The sequence below is a fragment of the Streptomyces longhuiensis genome, from assembly GCF_020616555.1.
Lineage (GTDB): Bacteria > Actinomycetota > Actinomycetes > Streptomycetales > Streptomycetaceae > Streptomyces > Streptomyces longhuiensis.
Genome location: NZ_CP085173.1, coordinates 7,375,673 through 7,390,755, shown reverse-complemented (window position 1 = coordinate 7,390,755; position 15,083 = coordinate 7,375,673). Strand labels below are relative to the sequence as shown.

Sequence of the window (15,083 nt, the reverse complement as noted above, 5' to 3'; positions counted from 1 at the left end):
GCGTCCCTGAGGGAGCGCGTTTTCGGCGTCAGCGGTGTCCGGTCCGCTCGGTGCGGCCGAGCGCGAGAGCGATGATCAGTCGCCAGTTCATGGCCGGCGCGGGTGCGACGACGCCCGGACGATCGCGTGGTACGCGGACCCGCAGCGCGCCCCGGCGCAGCGTGCACACGACCGGGGTGGGCATCTGCAGCGCCTCGCCGTCCACCGCGACGGGGATCTCGTCCGTGCCCGCGGTCACCTCGACCCGCTGCGCGGTCATGACGGTCAGCCCAGTGGACCCCGTCCCCCGTACGGCCAGGTCGGCGGCCTGCGCCGCGTCCTCCACCCGGATCCCGAGCACCCCCAGCTCGCCGTCGTCGAGCCTGGGCCGGCGGCCTCCGGCGCTGAGTTCGTCAGGTGAGACGTACGGGTTGTTGCTGACCAGCAGTGCCTGCTGGGCGGAGAGCACGGTGCCGTCGACCTGCGCGTCGAGTCGTCTCACTCCGTCGCCGAGCAGCAGGTCAGGCATGAGGGACAGCGCCGTGCCCGCCTTGTCGTCGCGGTACTCGGGCCGTTGCACGACGTCGGCGTACACCCCGAAGGACACGGTGTTGACGAAGGCCCGGCCCCCGACGTCGCCGAGATCGACCCGGAGCTCCTCCCCGTCGGTCAGCGCGTCGAGGCAGCGAGACGGGTCGGAGCGGTCGAGGCCCAGGTCCATGGCGAAGTGGTTACGGGTGCCGGCGGAGACGACGAGGAACGGCAGGTCGTGCTCGGCCGCGACCGCCGCGACCAATGCCTGGGTGCCGTCGCCGCCCGCGACGCCGAGCAGGTCCGCGCCGTCTGTCACGGCCTGCCGGGCCAGCGCGGCGACGTCGGCCGGGGCGGACGGGTCGAGCAGGATCACCCCGGCGCCGAGTTCCTCCGCGCGCTCGACCAGCCCGAAGCGGCCGACCTTGCCGCCCCCGGACTTCGGATTCATGATCAGGACCGGCCGGTTCGGCGGGGGCACGGCGATCGCCCGCCACGGGCGTTCGGGGCGCGACCTGCGCAACGCCGCCCGGGCGAAGGCCGCCGCCGCACCCCAGCACAGGCACAGCCCCAGAGCCGTCAGCCACAGACCGTCGTGCGCGAAGAGCACCAGGACGGCGACGGGTGCGACGACCGCGAGGAGCGCACCGAGCAGCCGCACCGCGCCGCGGTGCGCCACGAACCACCAGACGCCCACCGCGCAGGCGACCAGCCCGAGGAGTCCGGCCCCGACGATGACGAGCCCGCCCTCCCCCAGCGCCAGCGCGAGCACGGCCACCGAACCGATCGCCGCGAGCACGGCCAGACGCGCCAGCAGCCGCGCCGCCCCACTGTCTTCGGGGCCCTTCGCACGCATCCTGCCCATGGTGTCCTCTCCGTGCCGTTGCCGACCGCGAGCCCAGTCCGAGGCACCGGCCTGCACACTTCCGTACCGAACAGCATCCCAGCGGGCGGTGAGGCGGCCGCGCGCACCGCGCTGAGATGAGCCAGAACGAATCGATGCGCTCTGGATCGTCCACGACCGGGGAAGCGTCCTTCGGCGGCGAGCCGCTGCGCTGCGCGACGGTGGCGCCGATGCCCGCCCCTGCTCCGGTGACCACACCTGTCTGACCTCGGCCGCGCGCCGGCACAAATGCCGTGGCCGACTACCCACCTTCGTTCAGCGCCGTCGCATCTTCCGGGGATCTCGTCTCTGTCGCCGAGGGGCTTCGTGACGTCTGCGCGGTACCCACACCAACCGTGTCGACCCTCAATCCCAGTCCTCGATCACATCGTTGCTCCTGCGTCGAGGCTGTCGACGGGCAGGGAACCGGAGTTCTGCGCGTGGCGGTTCGAAACCCTCTCCACGCGACACCCCGGTACTCCACCTCACGTGTGCGAAAGGGGTGTTGGGGCGTCAGGGTCACCGTTTGCGGACTGCCCAGGTCACGCCAGGTCGAGGAGCCCCTTGTGCGAGCCGCCGAAGCCCCCGTGCTCGTCGAGCAGGTTGATCTCCAGCAGCCAGTGGGCCTGCCGGGCGATCGTCGGCCGGGGTGATGTACGCCTCGGGTGGGGCGTCATCGGCGTCCGTTCCCACTGTGTGGCCGGCGTTCCGTCCCGCCAGTGTCCAGCCCGCCTTGGTGGCCAGGGTCTGGATCTCGGCGTGCAGGTGGCTGCCGGTCAGGGTGCGGTCCGTGTGGAACACCTCGCGGGCCGCCGTGAACAGTCTCGGGAGGTCCTCGGCGAGGCGGCGCTTGTGCGGGTCCCGGCCTGTGGCGACCGTACGTACGAAGCCCGACTCGTAACCGGCGAGGAGCGGGCCGAGATCGACGATCACCATGTCGTCCTCCGTGATGATCCGGTCCTCCGGTGGCTCCTGGGCGGCGGGCAGGGCGGAGTGCGGGCCCGATCGCACGACCCACCAGGAGCCGCACCTGCCCCAGGCGGGTGCTTCCCGCGCCAGGGCGCCGATGCGGTCGCTCACCTCGCGTTCGCTGCGGCCCGGGACGATCAGGCCCCGGGCGGCGACCTCGGCGAACAGCGCCTGGGCCATCCGCTGGCCCTCCACGAGGCCCAGGGCACGCAGCCGTTCGTCCATCCGGTCGGGTGCTGCCATGGTGCCGTTCCTCTTCCGTTCCACCCAAGCTCGTTCCGCCCAAGCTCCGTTCCACCCGAACTCCGTTCCACCCGCACTGCGTTCAGACCGAGTTCCGTTCAGACCGAGATCCGTTCACCCCAAGACCCGCTCAGCCCGAGTCAGGCACCCGGAACGGACTTGTGCCGGTCGAGGGCGAGCCAGACGCGGTCCCGGGTGACCGGCATCTCGGTGAACCGGATGCCGGTGGCGTCGCGCAGCGCGTTGGCGAAGGCGGGGGCGACCGGGTTGAAGGGGCTCTCGCTCATCGACTTGGCGCCTAGCGGGCCGATGGCGTCGGTGGTCTCCATGAAGTGGACCTCGGTGCGCGGGACGTCGGCGTACTGCGGGAGGCGGTAGCGGCGGAAAGCGGCGGTCGTGACCTCGCCGCGGTCGTCGACGCGTACCGTCTCGAAGAGCGTCGCTCCGAGCGCCTGCGCGACGCCTCCCTCGACCTGGCCGCGGCACTGCATCGGGTTCATGACCTTGCCCGCGTCGGCGGCGTGGACGCTGCGCAGGATGCGGATCTCGCCGGTGCCGGGGTCGACGGCGAGGCGGAACCACTGGGCGTTGAAGGCGACGGAGCGGGGTGAGCCGCCCCAGTGGCCGTCGGCGGCGATCTCGTCCATCGCGCCGCCGGCCTTGGCTGCCTCGTACATCTCCTTCAGGGTCACCACACGGCCCGCGCAGTCGAACGCCTCGGCGCCGAGCACGCACAGGTGGCGGGCGACGCCCGTGTGCCGGGCGGCGAAGGTCCGCAGCCGTTCGGCGAGCGAGCCGGCGGCGAGGAGGACGGCCTTGCCGGCGACCACCGTGCCCGCGGAGCCGAAGGCGCCGGTGTCGTGGCGGACGACGTCGGTGTCGGACTGCCTGACGGTGAGGCGGTCCTCGGTGGTGTTCAGGGCGCCGGCGGTGATCTGTTTGTGGACGGTGGTGGTGCCGTTGCCGAACTCGGCCGTGCCGACGGCGATGTCGTACGTCCCGTCGGCCAGGAGGGACACGCGGGCGTCGGCGTAGTGCCCACCGGGCGGGCCGGTCGCGATCATCGCCATGGCGGTGCCCTGTCCGACCAGCCAGCCCTCGGGGGCCTGCTCGGCGCTGGTGTCCTCGGCGATCGCCTTGCGCACGACGCCCAGGCACTGGTCGAGGCCGTACGAGGCGATGTGGAGGTCCTCCTCCTCGCCGATCGGGCTGAGCATGTGTTCGCCGGGGCCGATGATGTTCTTCTCCCGGAAGACCAGCGGGTCCATGCCGAGGCGGCGGGCCAGCTCGTCCATGACCGATTCGACGGCGAAGGTGACCTGGCCGAGGCCGTAACCGCGGAAGGCGCCCGCCGGGACGACGTTGGTGTAGACGGAGAACGCGTCGACCTTCTTGTGCGGGGCGCGGTAGACGGCGAAGGACTCGCCGACGCTGTGGAACATGACGGCGGGGCCGTGGTTGCCGTAGGCGCCGGTGTTGGAGACGACGCGCATCTGGATCGCGGTCAGAGTGCCGTCGGTGCGGGCGCCGACCTTGATGCCGATGGTGAAGGGGTGGCGGGTGGTCGCTCCGTAGAACTGCTCGGCGCGCGTGTACTCCAGCTTCACCGGCCTCCGCAGTTCCAGGGCCGCCAGCGTGACGATGTCCTCGGTCAGCATCTCCTGCTTGCCGCCGAAGCCGCCGCCCACGCGCCCGGCGACGACGCGCACCTCGTCCTCGGGCAGCCCGTACAGGGCGCACAGGGCGCGGCGCGTCAGGAAAGGGGTCTGGGTGGAGGAGCGGACGGTGAGGCGTTCGCCGGTGCCGTCCTCCTTGGGCTCGAAGTAGGCGACGCAGCCGTGGGTCTCCAGACTGGCGTGCTGGACGCGCTGCGTGCGGAAGGTCTCCTCGTAGACGACGTCTGCGTCGGCGAAGCCGTCCGCGACGGAGCCGATCTCGCCGTGCACTTCGCCGGCGACGTTGTTCTCCACGCGGGAGATCCGCACCTCGGGGCCCTTGCCCTCGTGGATGACGGGGGCGCCGGGGGCCATCGCCTTCTCGGGGTCGGTGACGTAAGGCAGCTGCTCGTAGACGACTTCCACCCGTCGGCAGCCTTCTTCGGCGGCCTGTTCGCTGTCGGCGACCACGGCGGCGACGCGCTGGCCGACGTAGCGGACGGTGTCGTCGAGGACGCGGGTGTCGTCGGGGTCCTCGGTGGGGTGTTCGTGACGGGCCGAGGAGTACAGGGTCTCGGGGGCGTCCTCGTGGGTGAGGACAGCGTGCACGCCGGGCACGCGCAGGGCGTCCGCGGTGTCGATGGAGACGATGCGGGCGTGGGGGTGCGGGGAGCGCAGCAGCTTCATGTGGAGGAGCCCGGGCACCTCGACGTCGAAGGTGTAGCGGGCGGTGCCGGTGACGACCTGGGGGCCGGCGGGCGCGCCGAGGCTCTTGCCGACCGCCTTTCCCGCACAGGGGCGTTCGGTGTGCCGCACGCCCCGCACGGAGTCCTCGATGGCGCGGTATCCGGTGCACCGGCAGATGTTGCCCTTGAAGGCGCGGGGCAGGTCCGACAGCTTGCCGTCGTCGTGTTCGGTGCCCTGCTCGGCTTCGAGGGCGGCCGTCGTCATCAGGAATCCGGCGGTGCAGAAGCCGCACTGGAATCCCTGGGCGCCGAGGAACTTCTGCTGGACGGGGTGGAGTTCGCCCTCGGGGGACGCGAGGCCCTCGACGGTCGTCACGGAGCGGCCCTGTGCGCGTACGGCCGGGTACAGGCAGCTGTGGACCGGCTCCCCGTCCACATGGACGGTGCAGGCGCCGCAGTCGCCCGCGTCACAGCCCTTCTTCACCCCGAACCAGCCGCGCTCGCGCAGGTACGTGCGCAGACACTGGCCCGCCCGTGGCTCGGTGTCGAAGTGCTGGGCGTTGACCTCGATGTCGAAGCTCATCGTGCACCGTCCTGGGAGAGCTGGGTCAGTTCATGGCGGACTTCCTCGGCGAGGCGGAATCCCATGTGCCGCCGCCACTCGGGCAGTCCGTGGATGTCGTCGAACCAGTCGTCCTCGCCCACGGCCGCCTCGATCGCCCGCCTGAGTTCGCCCTTGTCGGGCGGCAGCGGGAACCAGAGGCGGAACGGCCGTACGGTCGCCGCGCTGATCGTCACCGCCATCGACCCGTCGACCGGATCGAGCGTCCCGATGACCAGCGCTCCCGAGCGGCCGAGCCCGTACAGCGACGCCTGGCGGAAGGCCGTACGGCAGCCGAGTGCCCGCGCGGGCACGGTGACCGAGCGGAGCAGCTCGCCGTCGCCGAGGTCCTTGCGGCCGGCGCCGGTGATGAAGTCGGCGACCTTCACGGTCCGCCTCATTCCTGCCTGCGACTGGAGCAGACAGGTGCCGTCGAGTGCGGCGGTCAGCGAGATCATGGGTCCGGCCGGCAGCCCGTTGCACAGGTTCCCGCCCACGGTCGCCATGTTCCAGATCTTGAACGAGGCCAGAAAGGCACGGCAGCACTGCTCGATCAAGGGAGCTGCCTGGGCCCCGAACTTCCGCCCGAAACGGGAGAGTTGGGCGATGGTGCACGTCGCCGCGATCTCCAGCGAGCCGTCCTCACCAAGGGTGAGCGACTCCCAGCCCATGCGGCTCAGATCCACCAGGCGCCGCAGATGGGGCTGCGGCTCGGAGAACAGGTACGTGCCCCCGCCCAGCCATGCGTCGCCCGGTTGCCAAGGCTCGCGCAGCCGCGCGTCACGCACTTCCTTCACCGTGTTCAGATCCATGTCTTCAACGCCCCTCAGCTGCTGCCTCACAGCCAGTGAAGCCGGGAGCAGGGCCGGAAACGACTGGTGCCCAACACGGAAATCGTCACCCCGGCGCCGTGGGCCTTGGTTGAACGACCAAGCAGCTTCCGGCGCCGGCACACCGGGATCGCGGACCATTTATGTCCGCAAGAGGTGTCAGGGTGGCTTCAGGGACGCGGACGCACCGTCCTGCGGACCTCTTGCCCGCACACACGCACCCCGTGACGAACGGAGCACCCCGTGAGCCGCCACATCCAGGTCACCTTCGACGCCCACGACCCGAGGGCGCTGTCGTCGTTCTGGCGCGACGCGCTGGGCTACGTCCACCCCGGACCGCCCGGCGTCGAGGTGCCCGAGGGCGCCGACCCGCTGGCCGCGTGGGACGACTTCCTCGCGCGGATCGGCGTACCGGAGGAGCAGCGCAACACGCGGTCGGCCATCGAGGACCCGGAGGGACGGGGCCCGCGGGTGTTCTTCCAGCAGGTGCCGGAGGGCAAGACCGCCAAGAACCGCGTCCATCTCGACGTCCGCGCGGCCCCCGGACTTGAGGGGGAGGAGCGGATGACGGCGCTCGAAGCCGAGTGCGCCCGGCTCGTCGCGCTCGGCGCCGTGCGGGTACGCCGCGACGAGCCCGCGCCCCCGCTGAGCACGGGCTACATCGTGATGGCCGACCCGGAGGGGAACGAGTTCTGCCTGGACTGACGCGTCGCGGCGGTACGGGGGGCGGCGGGGGCCTACCTGCGTCCGGGGCGCAGCGCGTGCTGGGCGGCGAGGCGGACGGGGGCGTTCTGGGCTCCGTAACCGCGGTATCCGCCGTCGCGCTGGACCACTTCGAAGAAGACCCGGCCGACCGTCTCCGTATAGAAGTGCCGGAAGGTGCCGTGCTCGTCGCGGTCGTAGAGGATGCCGAGCTCCCGGTACGTCTCCGCCTCGCCCGGGGCGAACTCGAAGCGCGCCGCCAGGTCGTCGTAGTAGTTGGGCGGTACGGGCAGCGGGCGCCCGCCCGCGTCGTGAAAGGCGCGCGCGGCGGCGACCACGTCGTCCGTCGCCAGGGCGATGTGCTGGGCGCGGCCGGCGTCGTCGGCGGGGCCGGGGCCGATGCCGAGGGCGATCCGCACCCGGCCGTCGTCGTTCGTGACGGCGCGGCTGCGCAGCAGCCCGTAGGGGTCGGCGACGTCGACGCTTTCCTGGGGCCTGAGTCCGAGGACCGTGCGGTGGAAGAGCGCGGCCTCGTCGAACTGGTGCCAGGGCTGGGTCAGGGCGAGGTGGTCGATACGCAGGACGGCGCCCCGCGGGTCCCGGCCCCCGTCTCCGTCTCCGTCCCGGTCTCCGTCCCGGTCTCCGTCCCCGTCGTCGGAGCCGGTCAGGGGCGGGAAGTCCTCCCGCCAGTTCGGCAGGCCCTCCCGGTCCGTCGCGCAGAAGAAGATCTCCACGCCGTCGGGCGCCGCCACCGCGTCGAGCGAGGCGTCCTCCGGTGCGCGGTGACGCGGCAGTACGGGGGCGAGGAGCGACTCGGCGCGGGCCGCCGCGCCCGCCGGGTCGGGGGATTCCAGGCCGAGCGCGGCGAGGGCGAGCCCGTCGCGGTGACGGACCGGATCCGTGGTGACGAGGATGCGGGCGTCGCCGCGCTGCCACAGTTCGACGGGCTTGCTGCGGTGCCTGGCGGTCCTGGCCAGGCCGAGCGCGCCGAGGAGCGAGGACACGGCACCGGCGTCCGGGGTGGTGAGTTCCGCGAAGGCGAAGCCGGTGGGCTGGACCGGTGCGGGCGGCGCCGCGATCCCGGCGGCCTCCTGGAGGAGCATCAGGGAGCGCCGGGCGTCGACGGCGGTGGGGCCCGCGTCGGCCTGCCGGAAGACGTCGTTGAACACCTCCAGCGAGAGCGGGCCCGTGTAACCGGCGTTGATCACGTGTCGGACGAGTCCGGTCACGTCCAGGCCGCCCTGCCCGGGGAAGCAGCGGTAGTGGCGGCTCCACTGGAGCACGTCGAGCGCCATCAGCGGGGCGTCGGCGAGCTGGAGGAAGAAGATCTTCTCGCCGGGGATGTCTTCGATGCCCTTGGGGTCGGAGCCGCGGGCGAGGATGTGGAAGCTGTCCAGGCAGGTGCCGAGCGCGGGGTGATCCGCCGCCTCGACGATGCGCCAGGCGTGGTCGTACGTGCTGACGTGGCGGCCCCAGGCGAGCGCTTCGTAGGCGACGCGGACGCCGTGCTCCTGCGCCGACTCCGCGAGCCGGTGGAGGTGTTCGGCGGCGAGGGCGTCGTCGTCGACGGCATGGGGCGAGACGCTGGAGCACACCAGGACGGTGTCCGTGCCGAGCCGGTTCATCAGCCGGAACTTGTGCTCGGCGCGGCGCAGGTTCCGCTCGAACTCCTGCGGCGGCACGGCCTCGATGTCCCGCATCGGCTGGTAGAGGTCGACGGTCAGGCCGAGGTCGGCGGTGCGGGCCTTGATCTCCTCGGGGGTCAGGGGACTGGCGAGGAGGTCGTTCTCGAAGATCTCCACCCCGTCGAATCCGGCGGAGGCGGCGGCGGTGAGTTTCTCGGTCAGGGATCCGCTGAGCGAGACGGTGGCGATCGAGGTGCGCACGGCGATGCTCCTTGGGAGGGGGACGGGGTGGGGGTGGACGAGTCGGCTGTGGTGGGCGGGGTCAGCCCCGTGCGGCCGCCGTGCCCGCCAGTTCGGCGATGTCCGCGAGCATCCGCGTGCTGTCCGGCTCGTGGCGCGTGAAGAGCCGGAACGCGTCGGCGGCCTGGAACACCGCCATGCCTCCGCCGTCGAGCGTGGCGCATCCCAACTCCCGCGCGGTGAGCAGCAGTTCTGTTTCCAGCGGCCGGTAGACGACTTCTGCGACCCACAGGGACGGGCGCAGCAGCCGGGCGGGGAGCGGGAGTCCGGGGTGGGCGGCCATGCCGGTGGGTGTGGCGTGGACGAGGCCGTCGGCGCGGGCGAGGTGCTCCTCGATACGGTCCGGGGTCCCGGCGGACGCGCGGCCCTCGCCGAAGTGCCGGTTCAGCGAAGCGGCCAGGTCCGCGGCGCGTTCGGACATCGCGTCCACGATGGTGAGGTGACCGCCGCCCAGGGTGAGCACGGCGTGCGCGACGGCCGCACCCGCGCCGCCCGCGCCGAGCTGCACGACCCGGTCGAGCGGGGCGTCGGGCAGGCCACGGGCGAAGGACGCCGCGAATCCGGTGACGTCGGTGTTGTGGCCGACGGCGCGCCCACCCTCGAACACGACGGTGTTGACGGCGCCGAGCGCCTCGGCCTGCGGGGCGAGCTCGTCGAGGTGCGGGATGACGAGCTGCTTGCAGGGGTGGGTGATGTTCAGGCCGTCGTAGCCCACGGCCCGGGCCGCCCTCACCAGGTCGCCGACCTGGTCGGGGGTGGCCCCCAGGGCGTCGATGTCGATCAGCCGGTAGAGATAGCGCAGGCCCTGGCGGTCGGCCTCCCGCTCATGGAGCGCGGGGCTCAGCGAGGGGCCGATGCCCGAACCGATCAGACCGACGAGGCAGGAGTCCTGAGGCACCGTTTCTCCTAATGTACGAACTGGTTCGTTAGTAATACCAGGAAGGAGGCATCCTGGAAAGGGCAGCCGCTCGCCGGCCCCGGCGCTGCTTCTACAATCACCAGCACCGAACCGACCCGGAGGAACGCATGGCCACAGTCGAAGAGCCGACGCGACCCGCCGGACGGATCCGTGACGCCGCCCGCACCAAGGCCGAGATCCTCGACGTCGCCACTCAGGAGTTCGCCCGCGCCGGTTACACGGGCGCCCGCGTCGACGAGATCGCGGCCCGCACCCGCACCACGAAGCGGATGATCTACTACTACTTCGGCGGCAAGGAACAGCTGTTCACGGCGGTCCTGGAGCACGCGTACTCGGCGATCCGGCAGGCCGAGCAGGAGGTCGACGTCGACCACCTGGACCCGGTCGCGGCCATCCGCCGGCTGGCCGAGCTCACCTTCGACCACCACGAGGCGCACCCCGACTTCATCCGCCTGGTCGCGATCGAGAACATCCACGAGGCGGAGCACATCGCCGCTTCCGAACAGCTCGGCGCGCTCAATTCGCCCGCGATCGAGGTGATCCGGCGCATCCTCGACGCCGGGCGCGCGTCGGGCCTGTTCACGGCCGAGATCGACGCCGTCGACCTGCACGCGATGATCAGCTCGTTCTGCTTCTTCCGGGTCTCCAACCGGCACACGTTCGGCGCCCTCTTCGGCCGCGACCTGGTGGCGACGGAGCAGCGCGAGCACTACCGGACCATGCTCGGCGACATGGTCATCGCCTACCTGACGGCGGACCGCGCCGAGGGCTGAGGCCGGGCGCCGGACGGGCACCCGGTACGGAAGTTTTCGCGGCCCACCTCTTGACACGCGGGTAACGCCAGCGCAACATCCGTAGCCATCCGCTACTAACTACCCAGTGGGTTAATTAGCCGCACCGCCCCACCCCAGGGCCGGCGAAAGACAACACGACACCACCCCGCACCCCTCCGCTCGCTTCATCGCCGAAGCGTCCCCCTAGGAGTACGCCGTGACCGTCCCCTCCCCCGGCGCCGCCGCGCCGCCCCAGGCCCCCGAGGGCCAGCCACGCAAGGCAGCGCTCGCGGCCTGGACCGGCAGCGCCCTGGAGTACTACGACTTCTTCATCTACGGCAGCGCCGCCGCGCTGATCTTCCCCAAGGTCTTCTTCGACGAGTCCGACCCGGCGAACGCGACACTGCTCTCCCTCGCCACCTTCGGCGTCGCCTACGCCGCCCGCCCCGTCGGCGCGCTCTTCCTCGGCCACATCGGCGACCGGCTCGGCCGCAAGAAGATCATGGTCTTCACGCTGATCCTCATGGGGCTGTCGACTTTCCTCATCGGCTGTCTGCCCAGCCGCGCGCAGGTCGGCTCCCTCGCCCCCCTCCTGCTCGTGCTGTGCCGAGTGCTCCAGGGCATCTCCGCCGCGGGCGAGCAGGCGAGCGCGAGCTCGATGACGCTGGAACACGCGCCACCGGGCCGCCGCGGCTTCTTCACCAGCTTCACCCTCAGCGGCACCCAGGCCGGCCAGCTCATCGCCACCCTCGTCTTCATCCCGGTCGCGGCCCTGCCCGAGGACCAGCTGCTCTCGTGGGGCTGGCGCGTCCCGTTCTGGCTGAGCGTCGCCGTCGCCGTCGTCGGGTACGCGATCCGGCGCTCCCTGGAGGAGACCCCGGCCTTCGCCCAGCAGGCCGTGACCGAGGGCGTCGTGAAGCTGCCGCTGGCCGTCCTGCTGCGCGACCACTGGGCCGACGTCCTGCGCGTCGTCGCCGGCTCCCTCATCGCCTCCGTCAGCACGATCTTCACCGTGTGGGCCCTGTCGTACGCGACGAGCGACTCGGTGGGCATGGACCGGACCGGGATGCTGTGGGTGGGCGCCCTCGCCAACGTCGCGGCCCTCGGCGCGATCCCGCTCTGGGCGAAGCTCTCGGACCGTATCGGCCGCAGGCCGGTCTACCTCGTCGGCGCCGTCGGCAGCGCCGTGCTGATGGCCTGCTATCTGTGGGCGATCAGCACGGGCTCGTACCCGCTGGTCCTCGTCCTCGGCATCCTCACCTTCGGCGTCGTGTACAGCGCGGCCAACGGCATCTGGCCGTCCTTCTACGGCGAGATGTTCTCGACCCGGGTGCGGCTCTCCGGTGTGGCGATCGGCACGCAGATCGGCTTCGCGGTGGCCGGGTTCGCGGTGACGTTCGCCGCGCAGACAGCGGGTCCCGACGGAGACGACTGGTCCGCGGTCGCCCTGTTCACCGCGGCGCTGTGCGTCCCGCCGGTCATCGCGGCCCTCACCGCGCGCGAGACACACCGGGTGCCGTCGGAGCAGCTCGGCCTGAGCCGGGAGGCCGTGGCCGCCGGCCGCGTACCGACCAAGGTCTGACCCGGCCATCTACCGCCGGAGTCCGAACTGCCCTGCGCCGCCCCGCACTTCACCGCCGGAATTCATACCGCGCCGAAGCGGTCCCGGTGCGGCGGCGGCGCCGTAGGGTTGATCTCCCGGCCACAGATGGGGGATGGCATGCAGCGCTACGAACGACTCCGGCAGATCCGGCGGCTCGACCCGGACCGGGACTGGCTGACGATCTACCGGCTGACCGCCACCTACGAGTTCCCGTGGGACCTCACGCGGGCCCTGGAGCTGGCGCTCTACCGCACCTACGCGGTACCGAGCATCGGCCAACTGCTGGACCGGACAGCCGAACTGACGGAGCGTACGCAGAAGCGGTACGACGACACCTCGCTGCTGCTCGACACCGTCGTCGAGCACGGCTTCGACAGCATTCAGGGGCGCACGGCGATCCGCCGCATCAACCAGATGCACCGCAGCTACGACATCAGCAACGACGACATGCGGTACGTCCTGTGCACGTTCGTCGTCGTGCCCAGGCGCTGGATCGACACCTACGGCTGGCGCCGCCTCTCGCGCCACGAGGTGATCGCCTCGGCGCACTACTACCGCGCGCTGGGCCGGCACATGGGAATCCAGGGCATCCCGGAGTCCTACGAGGAGTTCGAGACCTGCCTCGACACCTACGAGGCCGAGCACTTCGGCCGGGACGAGGCCGGGCGGCGGGTGTCGGACGCGACGCTCACCCTCATGGCGTCCTGGTATCCGGGCGTCCTGGAACCGGTACTGAAGAAGGCGACGGTCGCCCTCCTCGACGAGCCGCTCCTGCGCGCCTTCGACTACGAGCCGCCGAGCCCACTCACGCGCACGCTCGTGCGGGGCGCCGTCCGCCTGCGCGGCCGTGCGGTACGACTGCTGCCGCCCCGCCGCGCGCCGCACCAGGCCCGCCAGAACTGGGAGATCAAGAGCTACCCGAAGGGCTACCGGGTCGATGAACTCGGCACGTTCCCCACGCCGGGCCTGCGCGGCTGCCCCGTCCCGCACGCGGCGCCGCCCGGCGAGGGGTCAGCCGATCACAGGCCGCCGCCGCGCACGACGTAACTGCACTGCGTGTACGAGTATCCCGGCCTGATCTCGCTCCCGGCGGCGCGGTCGGAGACGGCCGCCGTCGTGTCCGCGCTGTGCTTGTGGAGGAAGTGGTAGCTCCCGGCGGGCAGCCTGATCGTGGCCTTCGGGTACTTCCTGTCCGCCTTGCAGGCCTTGCTCCTGCCCGCCGACTCGCTCGAGTACATCGCGCAGGAGCCGCAGGCGGCCAGCTTGACGCTGCCGGTGACCGGACCTGTGTAGAGGACCTCGACGGGGCCGGGACCGTCGTTGCTGACGACGAGCGTCATCCGGGCGCCGCCCGGACTCCCGGCGGGCGGCAGGTGATTGCCGGCGGCAGGCAGCAGCCCGGCGATCTCGGCGGCGATCGCGATGTCCTCGGCCCTGGCCCGGTGCTTGCTGTTCTTGTACGTGTCCGCGAAGTCGGCCAGCGTCTTGCGGGCGTCGCCGAACTTCTTGTCCTCGAACTCGTCGACCCCGCAGGCGTAGACGCCCTTCTCGACGGCCTTGTCGACGTCGTCCGCCACGCCCGCCCCCGCATCGTCAGGGAGCGCCTCGGCCGTCCGACCGATGCTGCGCACTTCGTCGGTGGCGGTGCAGGGTTCGGCGCCGCCCAGGCTGCGGCCGCGTGCGGCGACAGCGTCGCGCAGGGCGCCTCCCACCCGTCCCGCCTGCTCCGACTTCGGGAACGTACGCAGGAGTTGGCCGAGTTCACCACCGTCGGCCGTGGCGGTCTCGGCGCCCAGCCTGCCGGTGCCGCACGCGTACAGGGAGGCGGCGAGTGGCTTGTCGGGCCAGGTGGCGAGGGAGCCGAGCACGTCGCGGTCCATGTGCTCGCCGGGCACGGTCCGCAGATAGGTGAGCGGCTCGATCGCCTCGCAGTCCTTCTTGTCCGTGTACGGCTTGGCGACGGCCTTGTAGTACGCGTCCAGCCGGTCGGGGACGAGTCCGGCGGCCTTGGATCCGGCGTGGTCGTGGGCGAGTTCGCGGTAGCGGGCGAGCGCGGTCGTGTAGTCGGCGCGGCCCTCGGCGAACGAGGTGCGGGCTGCGGCCTTCGCGACGAGCGCGTCGGCGTCGTCGAGGCGGCCGAGCAGCATCTCCTCCACGGCGTCGTCGCGCGCCGCGCCGTACGCGACGACGCCTCCGGCGGGCACGGCGAGCAGCACGATTCCGAGAGCCATCGCCATAACTGGACTACGCAGTGGGCTGGTCGAGGCCCTCCGTGCGCCGTCCAGGGCGGCGACGAGCAGCAGGAGCCCGTACCCGACGAGCAGTCCGGCCGGTACGCCGTCGGGTTCTGCGGGCAGCGCGATCACGAGCAGCGCGGCGGTCGCGGCGAGGCAGACGGCGGCCAGGATCCAGCGTCGCAGGAGAAGGTATCCGGCCCCGAGTCCGGTGAGGTTGAGCAGGCCGGCGGCCACGGCTCGCACGGGATCGGCGGGAGCCCTGGGTGTGGGGGCCGTCGGTGGTTGTGGCGGTGGCGGCGGTGGTCCGAATGTCGGCGGACGGGCGGGCGGGGGCGGTGCGGCGGGGTACGCCTGCGGCCCTGGAGGGTTTGGCGGTTGGGGTGCGGCCGGTCCGGACGCCGACCCCGTCGTGACGGGCGCCCCCGACCCGGGAGGCCCGAAGCTCGGCGCGGCGGGTGCCCCTGGCCCGGGAGGTCCGAAACTCGGCGCGGCACCTGGGCCCGGATCTGCGCCGGCGCCAGGGCCAGTGGCGGCCGAGCCACTCCGG

The 15,083-nt window shown here is 71.9% G+C and carries 12 protein-coding genes; 5 read left to right on the top strand and 7 right to left on the bottom strand.

Annotation, left to right across the window (positions count from 1 at the left end; all coding sequences use genetic code 11):
* Nucleotides 1-28: 28 nt before the first annotated feature.
* Nucleotides 29-1,366, bottom strand: a complete 1,338-nt coding sequence (locus LGI35_RS33770; protein WP_385124365.1) for a diacylglycerol/lipid kinase family protein — start codon at nucleotides 1,364-1,366, stop codon at nucleotides 29-31.
* Between the two features lie 125 nt (nucleotides 1,367-1,491).
* On the opposite strand from LGI35_RS33770, the gene LGI35_RS46185 reads away from it, so the two are divergent.
* Nucleotides 1,492-1,620, top strand: coding sequence for a hypothetical protein (locus LGI35_RS46185; RefSeq protein ID WP_264484692.1), 129 nt, complete (start codon nucleotides 1,492-1,494; stop codon nucleotides 1,618-1,620).
* A 292-nt stretch (nucleotides 1,621-1,912) separates the two neighbouring features.
* On the opposite strand, the gene LGI35_RS33765 is transcribed toward LGI35_RS46185, so the two are convergent.
* The 3 genes from LGI35_RS33765 to LGI35_RS33755 form a co-directional block, all read right to left on the bottom strand.
* Entirely contained in the window at nucleotides 1,913-2,605 is a 693-nt protein-coding gene (locus tag LGI35_RS33765; RefSeq protein ID WP_227298071.1) for a M24 family metallopeptidase, read from the bottom strand.
* A 140-nt stretch (nucleotides 2,606-2,745) separates the two neighbouring features.
* A complete protein-coding gene (locus tag LGI35_RS33760) occupies nucleotides 2,746-5,529 on the bottom strand; it encodes a molybdopterin-dependent oxidoreductase (RefSeq protein WP_227298070.1) in 2,784 nt (927 codons plus the stop codon).
* Nucleotides 5,526-6,359 carry an FAD binding domain-containing protein gene (locus tag LGI35_RS33755; protein ID WP_227298069.1) on the bottom strand — a complete coding sequence of 278 codons (834 nt, stop codon included), beginning with the start codon at nucleotides 6,357-6,359 and terminating at the stop codon, nucleotides 5,526-5,528. The genes LGI35_RS33760 and LGI35_RS33755 overlap by 4 nt, the downstream gene beginning before the upstream one ends.
* Before the next feature lie 261 nt (nucleotides 6,360-6,620).
* Here LGI35_RS33755 and LGI35_RS33750 point away from each other — a divergent pair, with 261 nt between their 5' ends.
* Nucleotides 6,621-7,082 (top strand): VOC family protein, encoded by a 462-nt coding sequence (locus tag LGI35_RS33750; protein WP_227298068.1) that lies wholly within the window; start codon nucleotides 6,621-6,623, stop codon nucleotides 7,080-7,082.
* A gap of 32 nt (nucleotides 7,083-7,114) precedes the next feature.
* Here the strand turns inward: LGI35_RS33750 and LGI35_RS33745 are convergent, their stop codons facing one another.
* Together LGI35_RS33745 and LGI35_RS33740 are read right to left on the bottom strand one after the other, a co-directional pair.
* The gene (locus tag LGI35_RS33745; RefSeq protein WP_227298067.1) at nucleotides 7,115-8,965 is read right to left on the bottom strand and encodes a bifunctional sugar phosphate isomerase/epimerase/4-hydroxyphenylpyruvate dioxygenase family protein; all 1,851 of its coding nucleotides are present in this window, start codon (nucleotides 8,963-8,965) and stop codon (nucleotides 7,115-7,117) included.
* 61 nt (nucleotides 8,966-9,026) lie between these two features.
* Nucleotides 9,027-9,902: a shikimate dehydrogenase gene (locus LGI35_RS33740; RefSeq protein ID WP_227298066.1), complete on the bottom strand. Its 876-nt coding sequence runs from the start codon at nucleotides 9,900-9,902 to the stop codon at nucleotides 9,027-9,029.
* Between the two features lie 128 nt (nucleotides 9,903-10,030).
* Here LGI35_RS33740 and LGI35_RS33735 point away from each other — a divergent pair, with 128 nt between their 5' ends.
* The 3 genes from LGI35_RS33735 to LGI35_RS33725 all read left to right on the top strand — a co-directional run bounded on the left by LGI35_RS33735 (nucleotide 10,031) and on the right by LGI35_RS33725 (nucleotide 13,346).
* Complete coding sequence (locus LGI35_RS33735; RefSeq protein WP_227298065.1) at nucleotides 10,031-10,696, top strand: TetR/AcrR family transcriptional regulator; 666 nt, start codon at nucleotides 10,031-10,033, stop codon at nucleotides 10,694-10,696.
* Between the two features lie 217 nt (nucleotides 10,697-10,913).
* On the top strand, nucleotides 10,914-12,278 hold the full coding sequence (locus LGI35_RS33730; RefSeq protein WP_227298064.1) for an MFS transporter: 1,365 nt from the start codon (nucleotides 10,914-10,916) through the stop codon (nucleotides 12,276-12,278).
* Nucleotides 12,279-12,416: 138 nt separating this feature from the next.
* Nucleotides 12,417-13,346, top strand: a complete 930-nt coding sequence (locus tag LGI35_RS33725) for an oxygenase MpaB family protein (protein WP_227298063.1) — start codon at nucleotides 12,417-12,419, stop codon at nucleotides 13,344-13,346.
* Here the strand turns inward: LGI35_RS33725 and LGI35_RS33720 are convergent.
* Entirely contained in the window at nucleotides 13,319-14,770 is a 1,452-nt protein-coding gene (locus LGI35_RS33720) for a hypothetical protein (RefSeq protein WP_227298062.1), read from the bottom strand. The genes LGI35_RS33725 and LGI35_RS33720 overlap by 28 nt on opposite strands.
* Between the last annotated feature and the right edge of the window lie 313 nt (nucleotides 14,771-15,083).